Source organism: Nesterenkonia rhizosphaerae (assembly GCF_039544555.1).
Lineage (GTDB): Bacteria > Actinomycetota > Actinomycetes > Actinomycetales > Micrococcaceae > Nesterenkonia > Nesterenkonia rhizosphaerae.
On sequence record NZ_BAABLW010000007.1, the window covers coordinates 276277 to 298211 of the forward strand.

General features: G+C 63.4%; 20 protein-coding genes. 12 read left to right on the forward strand and 8 right to left on the reverse strand.

The annotated features are described in order from the left end of the window. The first annotated feature begins 38 nt into the window (after window positions 1-38). The gene (locus ABEA23_RS06945; protein WP_345477343.1) at window positions 39-1508 is read left to right on the forward strand and encodes an ROK family protein; all 1470 of its coding nucleotides are present in this window, start codon (window positions 39-41) and stop codon (window positions 1506-1508) included. 170 nt (window positions 1509-1678) lie between these two features. Here ABEA23_RS06945 and ABEA23_RS06950 read toward each other — a convergent pair whose 3' ends face one another. Next, a complete protein-coding gene (locus tag ABEA23_RS06950) occupies window positions 1679-2587 on the reverse strand; it encodes an aldose epimerase family protein (protein WP_345477344.1) in 909 nt (302 codons plus the stop codon). A gap of 152 nt (window positions 2588-2739) precedes the next feature. Here ABEA23_RS06950 and ABEA23_RS06955 point away from each other — a divergent pair, with 152 nt between their 5' ends. After that, window positions 2740-3630 carry an HAD family hydrolase gene (locus ABEA23_RS06955; protein WP_425577139.1) on the forward strand — a complete coding sequence of 297 codons (891 nt, stop codon included), beginning with the start codon at window positions 2740-2742 and terminating at the stop codon, window positions 3628-3630. Between the two features lie 41 nt (window positions 3631-3671). Here ABEA23_RS06955 and ABEA23_RS06960 read toward each other — a convergent pair whose 3' ends face one another. From ABEA23_RS06960 to ABEA23_RS06970, 3 genes are read right to left on the reverse strand one after another with little or no spacing between them, the layout of a single operon-like run. Then, window positions 3672-4661 carry an ArsA family ATPase gene (locus ABEA23_RS06960; protein WP_345477345.1) on the reverse strand — a complete coding sequence of 330 codons (990 nt, stop codon included), beginning with the start codon at window positions 4659-4661 and terminating at the stop codon, window positions 3672-3674. Continuing rightward, window positions 4652-4861 carry a cory-CC-star protein gene (locus tag ABEA23_RS06965; protein WP_345477346.1) on the reverse strand — a complete coding sequence of 70 codons (210 nt, stop codon included), beginning with the start codon at window positions 4859-4861 and terminating at the stop codon, window positions 4652-4654. Before ABEA23_RS06965 ends, ABEA23_RS06960 begins: the two co-directional genes overlap by 10 nt. Before the next feature lie 52 nt (window positions 4862-4913). Next, the gene (locus tag ABEA23_RS06970; RefSeq protein ID WP_345477347.1) at window positions 4914-6626 is read right to left on the reverse strand and encodes a carbon starvation CstA family protein; all 1713 of its coding nucleotides are present in this window, start codon (window positions 6624-6626) and stop codon (window positions 4914-4916) included. Between the two features lie 213 nt (window positions 6627-6839). Here ABEA23_RS06970 and ABEA23_RS06975 point away from each other — a divergent pair, with 213 nt between their 5' ends. From ABEA23_RS06975 to ABEA23_RS06985, 3 genes are all read left to right on the forward strand, one after another. Further along, window positions 6840-8243: a cytochrome P450 gene (locus tag ABEA23_RS06975; RefSeq protein WP_345477348.1), complete on the forward strand. Its 1404-nt coding sequence runs from the start codon at window positions 6840-6842 to the stop codon at window positions 8241-8243. A 54-nt stretch (window positions 8244-8297) separates the two neighbouring features. Beyond that, a complete protein-coding gene (locus tag ABEA23_RS06980) occupies window positions 8298-9044 on the forward strand; it encodes a GNAT family N-acetyltransferase (RefSeq protein WP_345477349.1) in 747 nt (248 codons plus the stop codon). Between the two features lie 65 nt (window positions 9045-9109). Further along, the gene (locus ABEA23_RS06985) at window positions 9110-10309 is read left to right on the forward strand and encodes a DNA glycosylase AlkZ-like family protein (RefSeq protein WP_345477350.1); all 1200 of its coding nucleotides are present in this window, start codon (window positions 9110-9112) and stop codon (window positions 10307-10309) included. Here ABEA23_RS06985 and ABEA23_RS06990 read toward each other — a convergent pair. Beyond that, window positions 10270-10818 (reverse strand): GNAT family N-acetyltransferase, encoded by a 549-nt coding sequence (locus tag ABEA23_RS06990; protein ID WP_345477351.1) that lies wholly within the window; start codon window positions 10816-10818, stop codon window positions 10270-10272. The genes ABEA23_RS06985 and ABEA23_RS06990 overlap by 40 nt on opposite strands. A 74-nt stretch (window positions 10819-10892) precedes the next feature. On the opposite strand from ABEA23_RS06990, the gene ABEA23_RS06995 reads away from it, so the two are divergent. Continuing rightward, window positions 10893-11498, forward strand: a complete 606-nt coding sequence (locus ABEA23_RS06995; protein WP_345477352.1) for a GNAT family N-acetyltransferase — start codon at window positions 10893-10895, stop codon at window positions 11496-11498. Between the two features lie 405 nt (window positions 11499-11903). Here the strand turns inward: ABEA23_RS06995 and ABEA23_RS07000 are convergent, their stop codons facing one another. Continuing rightward, window positions 11904-12959: a hypothetical protein gene (locus ABEA23_RS07000; RefSeq protein WP_345477353.1), complete on the reverse strand. Its 1056-nt coding sequence runs from the start codon at window positions 12957-12959 to the stop codon at window positions 11904-11906. Between the two features lie 253 nt (window positions 12960-13212). Between ABEA23_RS07000 and ABEA23_RS07005 the strand changes: the two genes are divergently transcribed. Beyond that, a complete protein-coding gene (locus ABEA23_RS07005; protein WP_345478638.1) occupies window positions 13213-13692 on the forward strand; it encodes an inorganic diphosphatase in 480 nt (159 codons plus the stop codon). 78 nt (window positions 13693-13770) lie between these two features. On the opposite strand, the gene ABEA23_RS07010 is transcribed toward ABEA23_RS07005, so the two are convergent. Together ABEA23_RS07010 and ABEA23_RS07015 are read right to left on the reverse strand one after the other, a co-directional pair. Continuing rightward, window positions 13771-16080, reverse strand: a complete 2310-nt coding sequence (locus tag ABEA23_RS07010) for a S9 family peptidase (RefSeq protein WP_345477354.1) — start codon at window positions 16078-16080, stop codon at window positions 13771-13773. 102 nt (window positions 16081-16182) lie between these two features. Continuing rightward, on the reverse strand, window positions 16183-16890 hold the full coding sequence (locus ABEA23_RS07015; RefSeq protein WP_345477355.1) for a response regulator: 708 nt from the start codon (window positions 16888-16890) through the stop codon (window positions 16183-16185). A 147-nt stretch (window positions 16891-17037) separates the two neighbouring features. Here ABEA23_RS07015 and ABEA23_RS07020 point away from each other — a divergent pair, with 147 nt between their 5' ends. The 5 genes from ABEA23_RS07020 (at window position 17038) to ABEA23_RS07040 (ending at window position 21834) form a co-directional block, all read left to right on the forward strand. Continuing rightward, the gene (locus tag ABEA23_RS07020) at window positions 17038-18951 is read left to right on the forward strand and encodes a sensor histidine kinase (protein WP_345477356.1); all 1914 of its coding nucleotides are present in this window, start codon (window positions 17038-17040) and stop codon (window positions 18949-18951) included. A 61-nt stretch (window positions 18952-19012) separates the two neighbouring features. Further along, window positions 19013-20131 (forward strand): fatty acid desaturase family protein, encoded by a 1119-nt coding sequence (locus ABEA23_RS07025; protein ID WP_345477357.1) that lies wholly within the window; start codon window positions 19013-19015, stop codon window positions 20129-20131. Between the two features lie 137 nt (window positions 20132-20268). After that, on the forward strand, window positions 20269-20583 hold the full coding sequence (locus ABEA23_RS07030) for a hypothetical protein (protein WP_345477358.1): 315 nt from the start codon (window positions 20269-20271) through the stop codon (window positions 20581-20583). A 70-nt stretch (window positions 20584-20653) separates the two neighbouring features. After that, the gene (locus ABEA23_RS07035) at window positions 20654-21298 is read left to right on the forward strand and encodes a hypothetical protein (RefSeq protein WP_345477359.1); all 645 of its coding nucleotides are present in this window, start codon (window positions 20654-20656) and stop codon (window positions 21296-21298) included. Further along, complete coding sequence (locus ABEA23_RS07040) at window positions 21295-21834, forward strand: amino-acid N-acetyltransferase (RefSeq protein ID WP_345477360.1); 540 nt, start codon at window positions 21295-21297, stop codon at window positions 21832-21834. Before ABEA23_RS07035 ends, ABEA23_RS07040 begins: the two co-directional genes overlap by 4 nt. Window positions 21835-21935: the final 101 nt, after the last annotated feature.

Here is a 21935-nt window from a genome sequence, read left to right on the forward strand (position 1 = left end):
GATGAAACCTAAATGCTTTGGGGGATAAGATCAAGTTCGTGACGTACGCCACTTTTGACCAACCTGCTGCTGAGAATTGTGTGCCCAAGAAGAACGACGACGACGCCGCGCCCTTGACTGGGCCGGTCCCTGGACCGGTACCGGGCCCGGGGTCAATGGCACGGCTAGGACGGCGCTCACTGACGCGTGGTCTCAGCGCCGTCAACGGCAGCGTCAACGGTCACAGTGACGCCGCTCGGCACGACTTCCAGCGTCCGCAGCGACGGGACCGCCCGGCGCACCAGGAAGCGCTGCGTCCCGGAGCCCGCCAGGAGACTCTGCGGGAAGCGAATCTGATGCTCATCACCGAGGAGATCTTCGCCTCGTCCGAGCCGCTTTCCCGCGCGGACCTGTCTATTCGGACAGGGATGACCCGCTCCACGGTGTCTCGGCTGGTTGATGATCTGCTCAGCGCGGGGATCGTGCGCGAGGGATCGCCGGTGGCGGTGCATACGCGCGGACGTCCGGCGGTGCCGCTGACCCCAGCACGCAAGACCCTGGCCGGACTGGGCGTGGAGGTCAATGTGGATTTCACCGCCGCCCGGGCACTTGATCTCACTGGCGAGGTGCTGGCCGAGGAGATCATCGAAAGCGATCAGCGCGATTCTGACCCCGCCGAGGTACTGCCGGCTGTGGGGAGCATGGCTCTGCGGGTTGCCGCTGAGGCTGAGGCCCAGGGCGCCCGAATCATCGGGACAGTGCTGGCGATTCCCGGTCTGGTCAGCCATGACGAGCGCACCCTGATGCGCGCACCGAACCTCGGCTGGCACGGCTTGGACCTGGTGGAGCTGCTGAGCCAGTCCCAGCAGGAGGGCGCGCCCGGGACCTTCGGCGGTTTCGTCTCGGCCGGCAATGAGGCGAAACTCGCTGCCCTGGCAGTTGCTCAGGAGCTGACCGCCGCCGAGGGGGAGGAGCAGACCTTCATCTATGTCTCGGCGCAGATGGGCGTGGGTTCGGCGGTGGTCATCGACGGCGTGGTGGAAGCCGGGCCGCATGGTTGGGCCGGGGAGATCGGGCATGTTGCGGTGGAGCCCTCAGGGCCGCAGTGCGGCTGCGGGGCCAGCGGCTGTCTGGAGGTCTATGCGGGCAAGCGGGCCCTGCTGCAGGCAGCGGGGCTTGACCCGCGGGCCAGTGCAGAGGATCTCGTCGGCGTCATCGAGTGGGAGGATGAGGCCGGTCAGCGCGCGCGTGCTGCTATTGAACGTGCCGGTACGGCGCTGGGAGTGGCGCTCTCGGGCGCGATGAACCTGGTGGACGTCCATGAGGTAGTGCTCGGCGGGGAGTTCGGGCCGCTCACGGACCTCCTCCGGCCCCATATTGAACACCAGCTGAAGCAGCGCGTGCTGGCGGCTGAGTGGGCCAGTGTGCGGGTGCGCGAATCAGGCACCGGAATCGCCCCGGCGGTCAGCGGCGGAGCACTGCGCGCCCTGCGCGGCGTCGTGGACGCCCCGCAGCACTGGATCCCCTAGAGCGTTCGGTCAGGGCGCTGCTGCCTCGCTGGCGCTCCCAAGGGGTTCACGCGCCCTTGGCCGCCACTGCTGGTTTTACCCGGCCCTAGGAGAAATACCCACCCATATATAGGCGGGTAAAACCCCGAAGCCCGGGTAAAACGCAGGGGCGCGGACTCGGCGCGAGACGCTTACAGGCGAATCGCTTCGATGCTGAGGCCCACTCGGAACCACTCGCCAGCTGCGAGTTCCAGGAGGTCTTCACCGGAGTTGAAGGCATTCGGCGGGCAGGTCATCGGCTCAACTGCTACACCTGCACGGTCGATTCGTTCTCCGGTGTACACCTGCGCCCAGGGAGTATCTGCGATCATCCGCACCAACAGCCCGGAGGGGCCGTGCAGGAGCTCGGCGAACCAAGCGCCGTCGGGAAGTCCGGTGAAGGCATGGTCGATCTGACGGCTGACCAGCAGCGGACCGTTGGTCAGGTCCAGGTCACCGGCAACTGGCCCGCGGTCCACGACCTTGCCGCTGGGTTTGGTCTTGGCCACCGTGGTGGCGGGCAGGCGCAGTCGGCAGTCCTTCAGGGGTGCATCGCCTGCGGTGAGGTAAGGGTGGAAGCCCGCGCCGAAGGGTGCTGAGCCGGCGGCGTCGTCGTCCTGGGGTGCATAACGGACCATCAGGCTCACTGAGAGGCCAAGGTCCGCTGCCACACGGTAGACCAGCACAGTCTCCAGCCGGAACGGGTAGCCCTCGGTGGCTTCGATCACTCCAGTCAAGCGCACCTCGGAGGAGCGCTGGGCGTCTACCGAGAGTTCCACGTCATAGAGCAGTCCGTGCAGCGCTGCACCGGTCTCCTCCTCGTTGACGGGTAGGGAGTATTCGGTGTCCTCGAAGACATAGGCGGCCTTCGCCACTCGGTTGGGCCAGGGGGCCAGCACGGCACCGGCAAAGCCACCAGGGGCTGCCGTGGCAGGGACCACCAGATTCTGGGCGCTGCCAGTGGTGGGATCCTGGCTGGTCAGCCTCAGCAACTGACCGCCGCGCAGGGCGATCTCAGCGGTGTAGCCGCCTGCGGCGATGGTGACCGATGAGCTGCTCATGGGATGTCTCCTTATATCTTTGGGGGCGGCGCTGCTGATTCCGGCCAGAAACCCGAGACCTGAACGCAGCTAACACCTGCCTCAACACTAGCTAAACGCCTGGTCAGATGCCCACTCTGCAGACAATGACACACCCGTAGACTGAAGACACCATGAATTCACCCATTGAGACTTCGAAGCAGACCCAGCAGCCAGAGTTCTCCCGGCCCGCAGCCGGCGACGGCGGCAGCTTCATCCACCAGCAGGGCAAGATGATGTTCTGCCTGGATATTGACGGCACCATCGTCAACCACGATGGGCTCATGTCAGAAGCCGTGAAACAGGCTGGCCGCGCTGTGGTGGCAGACGGGCACACTGTGGTGATCGCCACCGGACGCTCGCTTCCTGCGGCCCTTCCAATTGTGGAGACGTTTGGCATCACCCATGGGTATGCGGTCTGCTCCAACGGTGGAGTGACGGTCCGTATTGATACCTCCCTGGAGGACGGCTACGAGATTCTGGATCGGCGCGTCTTTGATCCAGCCCCGGCCCTGGAGGCACTGGGTGAACGGCTGCCCACGGCGCGATACGCCATTGAGACCTCAGCTGGTCAGTTCATCGCTACTGAACGTTTTGATGACATGAGCTTCGGTCTGCACGCTGAGCCCGTCAGCTTCAAGGAAATGAAGCAGGCAGAAGCTGTTCGCCTGGTGGTCAACTCCGATGACTCCACCGCGCAGGACTTTGCCGAGGCCGTAGAGGAGATCGGACTGCATGGAGTCACCTATGCAGTGGGCTGGTCCGCGTGGCTGGACGTGGCGGCTGCCGGCGTCACCAAGGCGTCCTCTCTGGAGGCTCTGCGGCAGCGTGTTGATGCCCCGCACGAGTCCACGCTGGCTTGTGGTGACGGGCGCAATGACATCGAGATGCTGCAGTGGGCACACCGCGGTGTGGCTATGGGCCAGGCAGTCCCGGAAGTGGTGGAAGTAGCCGATGAGACCACCGGCACCGTGGATGAGGACGGGCTGGTGTCAGTGCTTTATTCGGTGCTCGAGGCAGGCTGAGCTCACAGCAGGTGGATCTTTGAGGCGAGCCGACGACGCCGCTAGCCCAGCTGCTGCGCCAGCTTCTCCAAGGCCTGAACTCCCACCAGATCACCCGGGAGCATCGGCAGAGTATCCACCTGCGCCTGAGGCAGCAGTCTGCGAAGCTCGTCTAGATGCTTCTGTTCCTGCTCGGCTCGAGCGGCCAGGAATTCACCGGCACCAGCGGGGGATAGCCGGTTCACCACCAGCCCGCCCACGTGTACCCCGAGCTTGGCCAGCTGCTCATAGAGCTCCACTGATTCCAATACCGGCAGCCGCTCCGCGGTGAGAACGACGACGAAGCTGCAGCGCTTAGCGTCGGTGACCAGTTCCCGCAGTCGCCCAAACCGGGCCCGCCGTTGAGTCAGCACCTGCCGGATCCGCCGGTCCCGGTTCGCGCCGGTGCTGGAGGCCGGGTCGTCGTCGCCGTCTAATGCCCGGATGGCGGCACCGAACTTCTCCGCCTTGGACCGCCGCTGCAGCAGTCCTTCGGTCCAAGCGGACATGATCTCCGGCAGTGCCAGCAGCCGGGCAGTATGCCCTGAGGGGGCGGTATCAAAGATGATCAGGTCGACGTCATCGGAGTTCTCCACCAGCTCCGCAATCCGCTCCAGGATGGCCGACTCATGTGTTCCAGGGGACTGCCGTGCCAATTGCAGATGGGCCTCCACCTGCCGGTGCAGATGCTCGGGCATAAAATCCCGCAGCGTAGCGCCTACTTCCTGCAGATGAGCATCCAGGGTGGCACCGGGATCGATCTCCACGCCCAGAAGCAGGCCGGCCCCGGCGTCGTCGAGGAGCACCGGGTGATCACCTACAGGGCGCTCCCACAGATGGCCCAGATTATGAGCCGGGTCGGTGGAGACCAGAAGAACGCGACGGCCAGCTCGGGCCTGCTGCAGGGCTAGGGCGGAGGCAGTAGAGGTCTTGCCCACCCCGCCTTTGCCGCCGATGAACAGCACTTTTCGGCTGCGCGCTAACGCAGGCAGGTTCTGTGCGCTCAGCAGCATGCCAGCCCATCGATGGGGGAGGAATCCAGGCCCTGTCGGGTATGCCAGTCATGCATGCGCTCCAGCATCTCAGGCAGCAGCTCCAACGTGGCACCGGAGGCCGGGTTGGGGACCCCGAGTGCCTCCGAAAGCACCAGCATCATGAACAGATCCTCTTCATCACGCTTGGCCCGAGCGAAAACGCGCCGATAGGGGGCCACGTAGAAATCACGCAGCCCCCTTTCGACACGTCTGAGAAAACCCACGCTGATCTCAGCCGGTGGTCAGCTTCTGATCCGGGGTCAGAGCCTCATCCTCGGGCTCGGGATCCTGCTTGCGGGTGGCAAGCATGGCGACCACGGACTCCACCAGCACCCAGGTGCCGGCCACCAGGATGATGACGTTGAGCGTGAACAGCAGCCAGTTCTCCGCCTGGAAGAAGTTGCCGATCTGCACAAGTGCGGCGTAGAGGCTCATGACCAGCACGAACACCATGGGGATCAGCACCGGCAGGAACGGACGGCGCTTGCGCAGCAGCATCACGGTGATGATGCCCATAGTCAGCGCAGCCAGCAGCTGGTTGGTAGTGCCGAACAGCGGCCAGATGAGCATGCCGCCAGAACCATCGGCGCCCTGGGAGAAGGTCAGCGCACCAGCCACCAGCACCGCCACTGCTGTGCCGGCGTAGATGTTGATCCGGACCTTGGCGATCTCGCCGATTTCCTGGACCACAAAGCGCATCAGGCGCACACCGGTGTCCATAGTGGTGGCGGCGAAGAGCACTGCCATGGTGGCCAGGATGGTGGCCGACAGGCTCACCGGGATGCCCAGGCCACTGTTGACGATGGCGCCGCCGCCCTCCACGAAGACCGGCACGCCACCGGCGCTGAAGGAGCTGTAGACCTCTTCCCACTGGGCAACGGTCTGGAAACCAGCGGTGCAGGCGATGATCGCGCCCAGTGCCAGCAGGCCCTCACCGACAGCACCGAAGTAACCGACGAACTTCGCATCGGTTTCACGGTCCAGCTGCTTAGAGGTGGTGCCAGTGGCCACTGTGCCGTGGAAGCCGGAGATGGCCCCGCAAGCGATGGTCACAAACAACAGCGGCACAATCGACGGCGCATCCTCGGGCAGGTTGTTGTTGATAGCCGGTGCAACCACGGTGGGAGTGGCGATCAAGGTGGCGCCGTAGAGGATGCCCAGACCGATGAACAGCTGCACACCATTGATGTAGTCACGCGGCTGCAGCAGCACCCACACCGGAAGCAGCGAGGCCACTGCGGCATAGATGAACAGCAGCACAATCCACTGGCCATTGGGGTTCAGGCCCAGGAACTCATCCGGCAGCGTCACCGGGAAGCTGTCACCGAGGACGATGAGTGCATACAGGGCAACAACGCCCACAGCAGTCACCAGCAGCAGGTTCATCCGGAACCGGTAGATCGCCTGGCCCACCAGCAGGGCCACGATCAGTGCACCCCAGGTGGGAATGACCGCGCCGGGCTGGGCCACCAGCAGGTTGGAGATGACGACGGCGAAGGCGCACACCACCATCAGCAGCAGCAGGAAGACGACCACCAGGAAGAGGTTGCGACCGCGCGGACCGATGTAACGGCCCGAGAGGGTGCCGATGGACTGCCCCTTATTGCGCTGGGAGGCCCACAGCGCGCCCATGTCATGCATGCCGGCGATGAAGACGGTGCCGATGGTCACCCACAGGAAGGCAGGCAGCCAGCCCCAGATCACCGCGACGGCGGGACCCACAATGGGAGCCGCTCCGGCCACGGAGGTGAAGTGGTGACCCCAGAGGACGTAACGGTTGGTGGGCACGTAGTCCACGCCGTCGTTGAATTCATGTGAAGGCGTCTTGAACTCAGCGTTGAGCTTATAGACCTTCTTTGCCAAAAATTTCGAATAGAGGAAATACCCGGTGAGCATCATCGCAACACCGATGACTGCTAGCACCAAGGAATTGGGTGCATCCATAGTGGGCCTCCAGAGAACGACTGAGTGATTCAGCTCATAATAATCCAGGGTGAGACTTGTGTAACACCCTCAGCCTGTGGCGCTGAGCAGGTCGTCGGCGATTGTCACAGCGACTGTCCAGGTCAGTTTGGTTCTGTGGGCATAGCGCGCGCCGAATGGTACGGCCCCAGATGCGCGGACCCATGAGTACGCACTGCGAAGAGAGCTGGACCCATGAGCCCTGAACACAACCGACCCACCACCGGAAGTATGCGCCCTGTGGAGGCGGCCCATTCCGCCCCCGCCACCGCAGTTCACAATCCGCTGCCTCACGCGAATCCACTGGAAACTCTGGCCATCCTGAGCGAAGTTGAATTGCCGACGATTGCTAAGGGGCCCATCATCAGGCGCCCGAAGGTAGTGGGCGTCGTCGAGCGTCTAGGCCTGGAGGCCCGCGCGGTCAAGCGCATGCAGAAGATGAGCGAGAAATACGGCAAGGGCCCGCTGATGCTCTCGATACCGGGGATGAACATGGCCACGGTGCTGGATCCTGAGCATGTCCACCGCATTCTTGAGGAGTCTCCGGAACCCTTTGCGCCTGCGGAGATGCTGAAACGCAACGCACTGAAACACTTCGAGCCGAAGTCCTCGCTGATCTCCCACGGGGGCGAACGCACCCAGCGCCGGAAACTGAATGAGCAGGCGCTAGATCATGGGCATCCCATCCATCGAATGGCCGAGAGTTTCATGCCGGTGGTAGAGCAGGAAGCTGCCGAGCTGCTGAAAACAGTTGATGCTCAGGGCGGAGTGCTGGCCTACCCGGATTTCCTAGACGCCTGGTTCAAAGTAGTGCGCAGGGTGGTACTTGGTGAGTCCTACAGAGATGACAAGCAGCTGACGGAGCTGACCGAGAAGCTGCGTGCAGATGGAAACTGGGCGTTCTTCAAGCCGGTGGACAAGACCGGCCGCGAATCACTTCTGCAGCAGATCAAGGCTGCCCTGGACAAGGGTGAGCCCGGCAGTATCGCTGCCTTTATGAGCAGCCTGGAGATGGGCAGTGAGTCTTCGCCGGAGAACCAGATTCCCCAGTGGCTCTTCGCCTTCGACCCTGCAGGTATGGCCAGCTTCCGGACGCTGGCGCTGCTGGCCAGCCATCCTGACCGGCTCGATGCAGCCCGGCTGCAGATCGCCCAGGGGCAGGAGGAGAAGGCGCCGATGCTGCCGCTGCTGCGCGCCTCGGTACTGGAGTCGCTGCGGCTGTGGGCCACCACACCGATGATTCTGCGCGAGACCACCCGGGACGTGGAGTTCGAGCACGGGGTGATGCCTGCTGGCACGACGGTGCTGATCTTCGCGCCCTTCTTCCACCGCGATGAGCGCAATCTGGATTTCGCCCACCGGTTCGCACCCGAGGTATGGGATAAGCCGCGCACCCGGGCTGACTGGCCGTTGGTGCCGTTCTCCGGCGGCACCGCCATCTGCCCCGGACGGCATCTGGTCCTGCTGCTGACCTCCAATTTCTTAGCGCAGATTCTGGGCCAACGAGACGTTGAGCTGACCAGCCACACACTGGAACCGGGGAACCTGCCGGCTCTGCTGAATAACTTCACCCTGGAGTTCGAGCTCTCCGCACTATGAGCTGGTTCTTCCAAAGTTCCGGTACGAGCTCTCGGCTCGGCGTAGGGTTGCTTCATGGAAGAGTTCCGCCTTAACGCTGATGATCCGGGCCATTCGCTGGAGGACATCTGGCCGCCCTTTGGTCTGCGCATCGAGTCCCCGCGTCTTGTGCTGCGCCAAATCCGGGAAACCGACTTTCCGCAGTACCTGGCGGCAGCGACCTCGGGAATCAAGAACACTGACCGCAGTCCCTTCATCTCTCCCTGGGATGAGAATCCGCCCGAGGATATGGCGAAGAACTCGCTGACCTGGCTGTGGTCCAAACGTTCGAGCATTGGGCCAGATTCTTGGTACCTGATGCTGGCGGTGTTCAAGCGCAACGACGACGGCTCAGAGGGTCCGCTCATTGGGATGCAGGATGCCTTCGCGGAGAACTGGCGCGTGCTGCGCACTATCGGTTCAGCCAGCTGGCTGCGCAGCGACGAGCAGGGCAAGGGATACGGCAAAGAGCAGCGCGCGGCGCTGCTGATGTGGGCTTTTGACCACTTCGGCGCTGAGTACGCCGAATCTGGCGCCTATGACTGGAACGAGGCCTCCAAACGGGTGTCCGTCTCACTGGGGTACTTCACCAGCGGGACCCGCCGCGTGGCCGATGCCTACGGCAAGCAGGCTGAATGGGAGCTGCAGTTCCGGATGGCCAAGAACGATTTTCTGCGGCCTGCGTGGAACGTCACTGTCAGCGGCAATGAGCGTCTGAAGGACTTCATGTTGCTCAGCGACCGGCATCTCAGGGACAAGACCGGCGAATCAGCCGCTGAATAGTCCAAGCGGCAGCTGATTGTTCGCCACGCATCTGGTGTGTCAGCGGCGCGTGGAAGGATGAGCCCATGCCAGTGAAGCCTGTGACTGTTTCTGCGCAGTGGGTGCGTGCCGCCGTCGTCGCCGCTCAGCACATCCCTGATCCGGCGGGTCCGGGGGAGTACCAGGATGCTGCGGAGGTCCTGCGCGGTATCGGGCTGATACAGCTGGATCCGCTCACCAGGGTCTCCACCGCCCAGCGGTTGACCAGTCTGACCCGGCTGCCCCGGAAATATCGGGCGGAGTCAGTAGATGCTGCCCTGTGGCCTGCAGAAGCACCTGTTTCTTTCGAATCCTTCACCAAAGTGGCCTGTGTCTTCCCGCTGCAGGATTGGCCGCTGCTGCATCTGCGCCGGCAAAAGTTCCGGGAGAGATATGCGCCAACTCTGGGGGAGTCCATCCGCGCTCAGATTATTGAGGTCGTGGGCTCACAGCCACGTGGTGTTCAGATCGGCACTATCGAAACGGCTCTGGGCTCAGCGCGCACCACCGGGTGGAACTGGTCTGAGATCAAGCAGGCAGCAGAACTCATGGTGCGCATGGGTGACCTGGTGATCACCTCCAGGCAGGGCGTGGTGCGGCTCTTTGATCTGCCTGAGCGCGCTCTGCCGCAGCAGCTGCGGGAGGCTGATCAGCTACCCCCGGATGAGTTGCGCGCTGGTCTGGCGCGCCGTGCGGCAGGAAGTCTGGCGGTGATGACCGTGGCTGATTTCGCCCACCACTACCACCTGAGCAAGACAGATGCGGCACATGGCATCGATTTGGCTGGTCTTGTTCCGGTTGCCGTAGAGGGCTGGAGGGAGACCGCCTACTGTCTGCCGCAGCTGCTGGAGGAGGACTACGACGACGCCGGACTGGGGGAGGTCAGGCAAGCTCGCCTCATCGGCCCCTTCGACCCGCTGCTTCGTGACCGTGGGCGAGCACGTCGGATCTTCGATTTTGACTACACCTTCGAGGCCTATGTGCCCCGAGATAAGCGTCTATACGGACACTACGTGATGGCCGTTCTCTCAGGTGCAGAGCTGATCGGGCGTACCGACTTACAACGCATGGGGGATGTGCTGCAGCTCAATGCCGTCTTCCCTGAGTCGGGGCGGCCGGCGCGCAGCGTCACCGCGCGGACTAAAGCAGCAGCCTCTACTCTGGCCCGGCAGCTAGGTACAGCCGTTCAGCTGCCTGGTGAGTCGGGTCAGAGCGTGAGGGTGAACAGCTCACAGACGGTGTCGTAATAGCGCTGTGTCAGACCTGCTGAGGTCATCCCAATGCGGCGGGCCACCGCCTGAGAGGGGTGATTATCCGGATGCGTCACCGCCACCAGATCTTGATGGCCGCAATGGCGAGCATGGGCAATGAGTTCGGTGGCGGCTTCAGCCGCGTAGCCCCGACCCCAGGCATCCGGATGCAGATGCCAACCAATTTCCACATCTGGGGCGGCGCTGGGGTCTGCCTCGCTGATGTCAGCTGAGAAGGGGATGTGCTTCAACAGCGCGAAGCCCAGCGGAGCTCCATCGGTGATGCCCTCCAGCAGCCAGGCACCGGTCCCCGGACCGAATAGTCGGCGGTATCGCTGTATCCGATCCAGAGCTTGATCCCTAGTCGGTTGGATCTGACCTGTGCCGATGAAGCGCATCACGGCAGCGCGAGAGTACATGTCCTGGACGAAGTCTGAGTCAGTTGTCACAGGTGGGCGCAGTCGCAGCCGTGGGGTGGTGAAGTTCGGACCCGGTTCAGCTGCCACGCCTGCCTACTTTCCCGCTAACAATCTGAGCTTCACCCCACTCTAGGTGGTGGCGTCCCCAGTAGGCTGAAGCGATGCAGAATGACTTGGAGTTCGCCGCCACTGAAGTGCTCAGCAATCAGTATGTCCGCTTGGAACCGTTGGGCCACCAGCACCTTGATGACCTTATTGCGGCGGTCTCCGAGGGAGACCTCTGGCGCACCTGGTACGCCCGGGTGCCCGCACCGGAGTCCATGGCCGCAGAGATTGATCGCCGCCTGGACCTGCAGCGTCAAGGGACGATGGCTCCATGGTCGGTGATCAACCCGCAGACAAACAAGGCAGTGGGCATGACCACCTTCATGAATATCAGTGCACCCAACCGCGGACTGGAAATCGGCTCAACCTGGCTGGGACGCAGCGTCCAGGGGACCGCGGTGAATCCTGCAGCCAAGCTGCTGTTGCTCCAGCGTGCGTTCGAGGACCTGGACTGTCTGCGGGTGGAGTTCCGCACCCACTGGTTCAACCACCAGTCCCGGGCCGCTATCGCCAAACTGGGCGCCAAACAGGAAGCCGTGCTGCGCAACCATCAGGTCCTCCCCAACGGCACAGTCCGGGACACTGTCATCTTCTCCCTGATCAACAGTGATTGGCCCGCGGCCAAGGTCAACCTGGAGTACCGGCTCGGCCTGTGCACCTGACTCGTTGACGCAGCCGAAAAGGTAATCAAGCACAGCCGGCAGCGTGCCTTCACCGAAGACCGCGGAAGTTCCATAGCCCACCAGGAAAATAACCGGGATGGTGAGCAGCACCAGCCAATCTGCACAGGTCCATATGCGACGTGTGGCTGCCCGTGTGGTCGGAAGCGAATGGCGTACCGCCTGTGCACGGCGCTCTGCGGCACCCCGGGCCTCATCCGTACGGCAATGCTAGGGCTGGTCTGCGCTGAATAGAGGTGTTCTACCTGCGGACGCTCTGGAAGGAGCGCACGCCCCTCCCAGGACCGTTTTACTCGTGGCTGTTTACTTTGCAGGCCTGGATTCGTGCGAGTAATGCGAACAGCCACGAGTAAAACGAGAGACGGCGGGACGACGCCGGCAGGCCCGTCACTTAAGAGACAGCCCGGCCCGGAGCAGACGGCGTCGCAGGCGCTCCGGTTCCCGCAACTCCGCTTTGCCCCATCGCACCACCCTCCAGCCCAGTTCCTCTATTGCCTCGCGCCGGAGTTTTTCCTGGAAATGCACCTCTTCGGCGCTGCGGCCCAGACGCAGGGCCTCGTCGGCATATTTGACACGCCCGTCCACCTCACCCGCGATGCGCGCCCCAGGCCAGCACATGTCCAGACGGAACGTGCCCAGATGGGTCAGCACTTCGGTCTGCAGATCAGGAGCAGGAAAGCCGAGACTGTGAAGCACAGCCCGAGACTCAGACTCCAACACGGACTCCGAACGAGCATCGGCGAAGTCCCAGACCCGATCCCAAAACGCACTGCGCCGGGCTGACCGCAAGTACGCCCGCCAAGGCTGAATGTTCACCTTCCCCTGCCGTTTCACCGCATCAAGTACCACCACCGCATCAGGGAACGGCATACGACTCACCGTGTCCACCAGCACAAGCTCCATCGGCTCGACGCGGTAGATTTCCGGTCCTTCCACGCTACTAAGTGCGCTGGCGGGGAGTGTCATCCAGGGTGGTTCGGTGCTGCCGTCGGCTATTTCGGCTCGCATCTGGGGGCGAGTCTTGCCCGAGGGCAGCGCAGCTTCCACCAGTTTTGTGGGGATATTCGGCCAGGTGTCAGTCAGAGCTGGGACCCGACGCGTACCGTCTGTCCACGGGCCGGAAGACCGGACCAGCACCGCCGGCGGAAGATTCAGCAGCGGTAGCCCGTGCAGCATCAGGGCTGTCTCGTGGCAGAAGACCGGTGGACTTGGCGCCAGTGCTGTTGCGGCGGTGGCCATACGGTACCGGGTCCAGGGCGGAGCCTCCTGCCATCGCCTCCTGCTGATGTAGACACCGCGCCGTAGCCGAAGAGCCCGTCCCGATTGAGCGTAGTCGCTGAGCTGGCGGCTGGTATGGACGCCGTCGTCGCGCAGCGTTGCGAGGATGAGGCGCGCCGGGCCATCGTTAGCCTGTGCCGGCGGCCGGTTCTGGAGTGAACTCATGGTTTGAAGTATTCGCCGTTTACCGCTTCAGCGGGACGGGATCATCAAATCTGTGGATAACCCGACTCTGGTCACCGCTTTGTTCGTGACTGTTCACTTTGCAGGTCCGGATTCGCCCGAGTAAAGCGAATAACCCCGAGCAAAACGCAGTAACCGGCAGGCGGCGTGAGAGCGGCAACAAGCGCACTTAGGCCCAGGCGTTATACGCTGAGCGGTGAGTCATTGACCACTAGATCAAGGAGGAAGCGTGGCAATTGTCCGCGATGTGACCATCGAGATCCCCGCCGGATCCCGCGTGAAGTACGAGATCGACCACGAGACGCACCGCCTGCGTCTGGACCGCGTGCTCTTCACTCCCATGCAGTACCCCACCCACTACGGCTACTTTGATGACACCCTCGGTGAGGACGGCGACCCGCTGGACGCCCTGGTGTACATCCCGGATGTGGATCTCTTCCCCGGCGTTGTGGTGGAGGCCCGCCCCATCGGTGTGCTGAACATGACCGACGACGGCGGCGGAGACGCCAAGCTTGTCTGCGTCCCCGACGACAAGCGTTTCGAGGACATCCAGGACATCTCCGATCTCAACGACTTCCTGGTGCAGGAGATCGAGCACTTCTTCACCCGTTACAAGGATCTGGAGCCCGGTAAGTGGGTCAAGATCGAGGGTTGGGCCGGCCGCGAAGAGGCTGAGGCCGAGCTGCAGCGCTCCATCGAGCGCTTCAAGGGCTGAGCTACCCCTTCCACGCTCACAACTTGTGGCCCCTCGCCGGATGATGTCCGGGTGAGGGGCCACAAGTCTTTCTAGGGGCTAGAACCTGCGCTCAGTGGCTCCTAGCCAGTGGGCTGCAAAAGCGTAGTCCCACGCACGGTCCTTCCACTGCTCATAACGACCCGAGGCTCCGCCGTGGCCACCGTCCATCTCAATCTTCAGCACAATGGGCTCCTGAGCCTGCTGGTGCTCACGCAGCTTCTGCACCCACTTCGCCGGCTCCACATACAGCACGCGGGTGTCATGCAGTGAGGTGACCGCCGCAATGGCCGGGTACTCGGTATCCCGGACATTCTCATACGGCGAGTAGGACTTCATGTACTGGTAGACCTCGGGGTCGGTGATCGGGTTACCCCACTCCTCCCATTCCAGAGCCGACAGCGGCAGGTCGGGGTCCAGGATCGAGGTCAGGTTGTCCACAAACGGCACCTGCGCCAGGATCGCCACGTACTTCTCCGGGGCCATATTGGCCACCGCGCCCATTAGCAGGCCACCGGCAGATCCACCCAGGGCAGCCACCCGGGCCGGGTCTGCCCATCCGGTGTCCACCAGGTAGTCCGTAGCGGCAATGAAATCGGTGAAGGTGTTGATCTTCTTCAGCTTCTTACCGTCGTCGTACCATTTACGGCCCAGTTCACCGCCACCGCGGATATGCGCCACCGCGAACACGACGCCACGGTCCAGCAGGCTCAGGCGGGCAATTCCGAACTGCGGGTCCATGCTGATCTCATACGAGCCATAGCCGTAGACCAGCGTCGGGTGACCACCCTCGCCGGGGGCGACGTCGCGGTGGTGCAGCACGGTCACCGGCACGTGTTCCCCGTCCGGAGCTGGGGCCCACACCCGGGTGGCCCGGTATGCATCTAAGTCCACATCATTGACCGGAGTCTCCCGGCGCAGCAACGGCTCCACTCCGGAACCGCCGGCGGGTTCATGCGGGATGTCGTACACCCGAGGAGGCGTCAGCCAGGAGGTATAGGAGACCCGGAACAGTGGAGCGTCGTATTCGGCCTGAGAGACAGAACAGGTGAACAGTTCCTCATCAAACTGCGGACCGGCCAGCGAGGAGGTCTTCACTGCAGCGCCGCCATCGCGGACCTGACGGACCGTGTCCAACGGCAGCAGGTACACCGACTGGATGGTGTTCACCCGCGCTGCCACCAGAATCTGGGCGGCGGTGATCGTCACCGAATCATCCAGCTTGACGGTGTCCTCGTGCTCCAGCACTGTGCGTCCCAGGTCCAGCGATTCGCTATCGGCCTGATCCAGCAGCGCGCCAGCCGTGGTCAGTGAGACGGATTTATTCGGCCCGTGCTGGTTATGAGTAATGAGCAGCAGCCGCTCGCCGTCGAGTTCAAATGGCTCAATATTGTGCTCCAGGCCGCGGTCCTTGCCGATCAGCAGCACCGGCTGGGCGCCTGGCTCGGAGAGGTCCAGAATGCGGGTCTCGTTGTACTCGGAGTTGCCCGAGTAGATGATCAGCTCGCGCTTGTCGGCCGCTAGCCATATGGCGCTCCAGAGCTGTTCATCCTCCACCTCCAGCAGCAGCCGATCCTCCTGCGCGGAGGTCCCCACGATGTGCTCGTAGAGCCGGTACGGACGCCAGGACGCATCTGCCACCAAGTAGTAGGCGCGCTCACCGGTGGGATCCAATGTGGGCCCGCCGTGAACGTTCTCCACCACTTCAGCGAGATTCTCCCCGCTCTCTAAGTCCCGGAACCGCAGCGTGTAGTGCTCATCCCCGCTGGTGTCCTCCGAATAGGCCAGCAGAGTCCCGGCATCGTTGATGCTCATCCCACCCAGGGAGTAGAACGGGTGCTGGGAGGCTTCAGCATTGGTATCGAAGTAGGTCTGCTCTCCCTCCAGCGGGACACCCGGCTCCACCTGCGGGGGAGTCCAGGCGGACAACTCGGAGGGGACAATCTCCTCAGCACCGAGTCCACCAGCACCGTGCCCACCAGCTCCTAGTCCACCCGCGCCAGTATCCAGGCCAGCCACGGCTTCCTGGACCGGCACCCGGCAGAACACCGGATGCTGCTCACCCTCAATAGTCCGGGCGAAATACCACCACTGCCCGCGGCGCTCCGGCACGGAAAGATCGGTCTCGACCGTGCGGTGCTTGATCTCAGCGAAGATCGCCTCACGCAGCGGCTGCTGCTCGGCAGTGACCGTCTCGGTATAGGAATTCTCGGACTCCAGGTGACTGATCACCTCAGGCGATTCCTTCTCCCGCAGCCACTCATAGGGGTCGATGAAAGTCTCACCGTGGTGAGTCCGTTCAGTGGGGACCTGCTTGGCGCGAGGCGCCTGTGGGGTCTGCGCGGTGCTGGAGTCCGGCGTCGTCGTCATCTTCGCTTCCCGTCGTCGTCAGATGGGCTGTGGGTGCCGTGCTGTCAAGCACAGTTGCTCTCATTCAATCACTGACCACTTCACGACGTCGCGGGCTTAGCGCTATTCCCCGGCGCGCACCACACCGGACTCATAGGCGGCGACGACGATCTGGGTCCGGTCGCGCAGATCAAGTTTGGCCAGAATGCGCGAGACATGGGTCTTCACCGTCTGCTCTGCCAGGAACAGATCTGCAGCGATCTCTGCATTGGAGAGCCCCCGGGCTACCAGGCGTACCACGTCCATCTCGCGCTCAGTAAGCCCGGACAGCAGGTTGCGGCTGGCCGCCGGTGCTGCGGGTCGGGCCGCGTAATCGGCGATAAGCGTCCGGGTCACCTTCGGTGACAGCAGCGCCTCCCCGCGGGCGACCACCCGAACTGCGTGGATCAGTTCCTCCGGGGCGGCATCCTTCAGCAGGAAACCGCTGGCACCGGCGCGCAGGGCGGAGAAGACGTACTCGTCGGCGTCGAAGGTAGTGAGCATCAAGATCCGAGGCGGTTCACCAGGCATACTGAGCACAGACCGAGCGGCGTCCAGTCCGTTGACCCGCGGCATACGGATGTCCATCAGCACCACATCTGGGCGGGTGCGCCGGACGATGTCGGTGATCCCGGCCCCGTCCTCCGCGGTACCCACCACCTGGATCCCTGGCTGGGCATCCAGCAGCGCTGCGAAACCAGCGCGGATCATGGACTGGTCATCCACAATCAGGACCCGCACTGCGGGGGAGGAGGCAGAACCGGTGGGGGAGACTGAATCGGTGATGGACACGGTTCAAAGCTACCCCAGTGCGCTGGTGGCACCGTCCTCTGCGCCCGCGCCGGACCGCAGGTTCACCCGGAAGTACTATCGGCCGAGACCGGGGTTGGCTCTGCGGTGTGACGTGCGCGAAGAACTGGGCTGCCTAGTCTGGGCGTTATGACCGCTTCCGTTCTACTGACACGTGTGGGCGATAGCTGGCGCCGGGTGGGCCGCGACACCGCGTATGTGCTGCCGGGCCTTCCGATAGCTATCTTCAGTTTCAGCCTGTTGCTGGTGCTGCTCTCTACGTCACTGGCCACCGTAGTGGTCTGGCTGGGTGCTCTGCTGCTGCCGCTGACCTTGGTCATCGCCTCGGCATTCGCCGCGCTTTCACGCAGCCGACTGCGGCATTGGGGCACGGAGCCCGGCGTCGTCACCTACCGGACCGCAGGACCCGGGCTGATGGGCAAGCTTCGGTTGGTGGCAGATCCGCGGCGCTGGCTTGATCTGGTGTTTGAGATGCTGATCGCCTTCCCCTTGAGGCTGATCACCTTCGTGGTGGCGGTGGTCTGGCTAGCGGCAGCACCTGCCGGCCTGACCTATTTCTTCTGGTCCCTCTTCCTGCCCGATGAGCGTTCCCTCCTGCAGCTGCTGGAGCTCATCGACGCCGACCTGGTTCCGGACAGCGCCTCCGGGCAATACCTGCTCGACGCCGGTGCACACTTTGCCGTGGGCCTGATCTTCTTCATCACCATTCCGCCGGTGATGCGCGCACTGGCGATCCTGGATGCCACACTGACCACCGCCCTGCTCGGCACCGGCATCATTGCAGCAGAGTCATCCTCCCGTCCACGTGCCGCAAGGGCAGGCGACGGCGCGGCCTCCCCTGAGGTGGTCTCCTTCAGTGCCGCCGCCTGGTCCTGGATCGGGGCAAGTTTCGCCGCCGTCGTGCTGCTGGCGGTGGGCTGGCCGGTGACCTCCGCGGTGTATTCGGTGAACGCCGCGGTGGCCATGGCCCTGGTGGGACTGCACTGTGCGTCCGTGGTTCTGACGTTGCGCTGGGTCTGGCCGGGCCTGGGGGTCTCCCTGGCTGCGTCTGCCGGACTGATGATGGTCACAGCCGGGGCAGAAGTTGCCGTATGGCCCTGGCCGGTGACCGTGATGATCACCCAATGCGCGGTACTGGCCGTGGCTGCCCTGGCCGCACCCTGGTACTGCGCGGCTTCCGGCTGGTGCGCCGGGGCGCTGGTGACCCTGGGCGCGCTGCTGCTGTCCTCTACGGAGATCCCGCCGGGAGCCTTGAGCACCGGCATCGTTTTTGTCTCCGTGAGTGCCGGAGTGGTCCTGCTGGGGGTGCTGGCTCGTCTGTGGATCCTCAACGCCGGGCGCCTGGAAGCTGCCCAGCGCAGCAGTGCCGAGCAGGATCGCCGTCGTAAGGAGCTGGAAGAGCGCAACCGGATCGCCCGGGAGCTCCATGATGTGGTGGCCCACAGCATGTCTGTCATCAGCGTGCAGGCCGCCACCGCGCAGTATCGAAACCCGGATATCAACGACGCCGCGCGTCAGGAGTTCCGCGAAATCGCCAGCTCATCCCGGCAGGCCTTGGCTGAGATGCGGATGCTGCTGAGCATTCTGCGCGGTGACGATGACGTTCCCACCGCACCGGAGCCTGGCCTGGAGGACCTTGACTCGCTCATTGAGGCCACCCGGGCCTCAGGAACCACTATTCGCTACCGGGGACTGGGCGACTCTGGGGAGAATCAAGTCCCGCGCGCCAGCTCTGCCGTGGGGCTTGCCGCATACCGGATCATCCAAGAGGCGCTGAGCAACGCGCTGCGTCATTCTCCTGGCGCGGTGGTGGAGGTGGAGCTTGAGATTCTGCACAGCACTGCGGGGCCGCAGCTGATGATCACGGTCAGCAACAGTGCCCCTCCGGAGTCCAATGCCATCCCGGCACCGGGAGCGGGTCTGGGGCTTGAAGGAATCCGCGAACGGGCCTCAGCGGTGGGCGGACATGCCGCGACCGGACCCGTTGAGGGCGGCGGATTCAGCGTGCGCGCCAGCCTTCCTCTGGACCCCCTACTGGAGTAGGGGGCAAGGTTGGCTCCGCCGGGGGACGCGGCGGGGCTGACTTGGTCCTTAGCGTGAAGCCATGACGATGACACAGCGCACCGAATCGACTACGGGTGCCCCGTCCAGCTCAGCGGCTTCCGCAGCGCCGGCCAGGGCACGCAACCGGCAGACTAACGAGTTCTTTGAACTTTCCCAGCAAGCTAAGGAAGCGGGCCTCATGGACGCCCGTCCGGGCGTTTACATCGGCCGCTGTATTGTCCTGGTGGCTGCCTTCGCTCTGGCAGGAACCCTGCTGGCCACTCTGGGCCAGAGCTGGTGGCAGCTGGCCGTGGCAGCGCTCTTCGGGGTTCTCTTCACCCAGGCCGCGTTTCTCTCTCACGACGGCGCCCATCAGCAGGTCTTCGCCTCGGGCCGTCACAACGAGTGGTTCGCCCGGATCACCGGAAACCTCATCGTCGGGCTTTCCTACGGCTGGTGGACAAAAAAGCACGGCAAACACCACGCGCATCCGAACACCATCGGCAAGGATGGAGACATCGCTCCCGGTGCGCTGGTGTTCGTCCCCGAAGACGCCGCAGAGCGTACGGGATTCATGCGCTGGCTGGCCAAACGTCAGGGCTGGCTCTTCTTCCCACTGCTGACACTGTTCGCACTGGTACTGCACTACAGTGCGGCTGAGACCATCATCAGGGCAAAGAAGCTCAAGCACCGTAAGGCCGAAGCGGCGATGCTGATCGTGCGAGTCATCGGCTTCCCGCTGCTGGTCATCCTGCTGCTGGGTCCCGGGCTCGGGGCAGCATTCCTAGCCGTTCAGCTGGTGGTTTTCGGTGTCTACATGGGGGCCAGCTTCGCCCCCAACCACAAAGGCATGCCGGTGATCCCCAAGGACGCCGAAGTGGACTTCCTGCGTCGCCAGGTGCTGACCTCCCGCAATATCCGGGGCGGACGGCTGATGGACTGGGCTATGGGCGGGCTGAACTATCAGATTGAACACCATGTGTTCCCGCGCATGGCCAGCCCGAATCTGCACAAGGTCCAGCCCATGGTGAAGCAGTTCTGCGCTGAGCGCGGCATCCCTTATACCGAGGCTGGCTTGGTGGAGTCCTACGGAATCGTCATCCGTTACCTCAACGAGGTGGGGCTGGGTCACGCTGACCCCATGGAGTGCCCGCTCACCGCCCAGTACCGCGCGCGCTGACCCCGTGGCCGTCCGGCAACGCTGGGCATGGTCCAACTCATACACTTAAACCCAGCGGAGCAGAAGTGCTCGTGCTGAGCGAAGTGTATGGGGGATGCAGGATGCAAAGACCGGGAACGGCTGCTGAACAAGCGGCAATGGACCGCGATTTCCGTGAGTCGGCACCACCGCCACCCCGAGGTCATCTCAGCACATGGAAAGTGGTCGTCCTGTGGGCCGCTGCAGCGTTTGGCATGATCTTCACTATGGCTTCGGCGGGTGTCTTCCTGGAGTCCATTCTGAAGGACGATATCGGGCAGGCCGTCACCGGTATGGGTTTTGTTGTGGTGATGATGGTGGTGACGATGGTGCTCTTCGCCTGGCTGATGAGGGTGCACCGTCGGCGTCGTCGATACAACGAAATTCTCGATGCCCACTACGCCAGCCGCTATGGTCACGACCCCAGCTTCTGAGGAACCTCCGGCGTTGGTCTGCCCGGAGTTGCGTCGCGGCAATAGCAGCCCCACGTCATAGGCTTGAACTATGAACCAGCGCCGTCGACCGTCTCCTGCCGTCTATCGCAGACGTCAGCTGGTAGCGGCACTAGTGGCGGTTTTCCTGCTCGCCCTGATCATCTGGGGTGTCACCGGGCTGGTGGGACTTTTCGCCCAGGAGGAGGATCCCTCCCAGCACCAGCAAGGGACCTCCCAGACGCAGGACGACGACGCCGTGGCCGCGCCTTCCCCACAAGGTGAAGCGGAGCCGGAAACCGAGGCGGAGGAAGTGCCGGAGGGCCAATGCGCGCCTGCCGATATTGAGGTGGTCGCCTCCACCGATAAAGAGGCCTATTCCACGGATGAGGCACCACTGCTGGTCATGCAGATCACGCATACCGGAAACGAAGCCTGCACCCTTGACGTGGGGACAACGCAGCAGGCGTTCCGGGTCTCCCGGGAGGGTCGCGAGATCTTCACCACTACCCAGTGCGAGCTGCGCGGTAGTTCTTTGGAGATGGAATTTGCACCCGGGCAGATCGAACGTGCCCAGATGGTGTGGCCGCGCTCAGATTCCGCGGTGGACTGCGCTAAGCCTGCTGAACTCACCGGCGGGGAGTACCAGCTGCGGGTCTCAGTCTCTGGCATCAGCTCAGAACCACATGCCTTTGAGCTAGCAGGGGTGACCCCGTGACCGCACAAGAGCATCCAGCCGACACCCGCCCATTCACCGTGCGCCCGGCGCGCACCCGTGATGTCAGGCCCATTATGGAGATGGCCTCACCGCTGGTGGACAAGCGCGTGCTGGTCGCCAAGGAGGCGGTGGCCTACTACGAATCCATCCAGGAATTCCTCATTGCGCAGGATCACGACGGACAGCTGCTGGGTTTCGGGGCACTGCACGTGATGTGGGAGGACCTGGCTGAAGTGCGCACCCTGGCATCTGATGCCAGCCACCGTGGACGCGGTATCGGTTCGGCGCTGCTGGAGGGGCTGCTGCAGCGGGCCCGGTTCTTGGGTGTGCAACGAGTCTTCTGTCTGACCTTCGAGGTGGAGTTCTTCCGCCGTCACGGTTTTGCAGTGATGGAGGACCAACGTCCGGTCGATCCAGATGTTTACGCTGAGCTGCTGCGCTCTCCCGATGAGGGTGTGGCCGAGTTCCTTGATCTGGCTCGGGTGAAGCCCAACACCCTGGGCAACACCCGGATGATTCTGCACCTCGATAGCTAAACTGTTTAGCCCCTATCTGTTCACTTTGCGTTTACCTCCACGGTGACTTTCTGTCACTTGATGTGCCTAGCGTGGCATCCGGTTCGCTCAGCGCTGCAGTG

What these genes read in the sequence shown, in the direction of transcription:
- ABEA23_RS06950 (WP_345477344.1), bottom strand. Translation starts at nt 2,587, where the DNA reads ATGAGCAGCTCATCGGTCACCATCGCCGCAGGCGGCTACACCGCTGAG.
- ABEA23_RS06955 (WP_425577139.1), top strand. Translation starts at nt 2,740, where the DNA reads ATGAATTCACCCATTGAGACTTCGAAGCAGACCCAGCAGCCAGAGTTC.
- ABEA23_RS06960 (WP_345477345.1), bottom strand. Translation starts at nt 4,661, where the DNA reads ATGCTGCTGAGCGCACAGAACCTGCCTGCGTTAGCGCGCAGCCGAAAA.
- ABEA23_RS06970 (WP_345477347.1), bottom strand. Translation starts at nt 6,626, where the DNA reads ATGGATGCACCCAATTCCTTGGTGCTAGCAGTCATCGGTGTTGCGATG.
- ABEA23_RS06975 (WP_345477348.1), top strand. Translation starts at nt 6,840, where the DNA reads ATGAGCCCTGAACACAACCGACCCACCACCGGAAGTATGCGCCCTGTG.
- ABEA23_RS06980 (WP_345477349.1), top strand. Translation starts at nt 8,298, where the DNA reads ATGGAAGAGTTCCGCCTTAACGCTGATGATCCGGGCCATTCGCTGGAG.
- ABEA23_RS06985 (WP_345477350.1), top strand. Translation starts at nt 9,110, where the DNA reads ATGCCAGTGAAGCCTGTGACTGTTTCTGCGCAGTGGGTGCGTGCCGCC.
- ABEA23_RS06995 (WP_345477352.1), top strand. Translation starts at nt 10,893, where the DNA reads ATGCAGAATGACTTGGAGTTCGCCGCCACTGAAGTGCTCAGCAATCAG.
- ABEA23_RS07000 (WP_345477353.1), bottom strand. Translation starts at nt 12,959, where the DNA reads ATGAGTTCACTCCAGAACCGGCCGCCGGCACAGGCTAACGATGGCCCG.
- ABEA23_RS07010 (WP_345477354.1), bottom strand. Translation starts at nt 16,080, where the DNA reads ATGACGACGACGCCGGACTCCAGCACCGCGCAGACCCCACAGGCGCCT.
- ABEA23_RS07020 (WP_345477356.1), top strand. Translation starts at nt 17,038, where the DNA reads ATGACCGCTTCCGTTCTACTGACACGTGTGGGCGATAGCTGGCGCCGG.
- ABEA23_RS07025 (WP_345477357.1), top strand. Translation starts at nt 19,013, where the DNA reads ATGACGATGACACAGCGCACCGAATCGACTACGGGTGCCCCGTCCAGC.
- ABEA23_RS07030 (WP_345477358.1), top strand. Translation starts at nt 20,269, where the DNA reads ATGGACCGCGATTTCCGTGAGTCGGCACCACCGCCACCCCGAGGTCAT.
- ABEA23_RS07035 (WP_345477359.1), top strand. Translation starts at nt 20,654, where the DNA reads ATGAACCAGCGCCGTCGACCGTCTCCTGCCGTCTATCGCAGACGTCAG.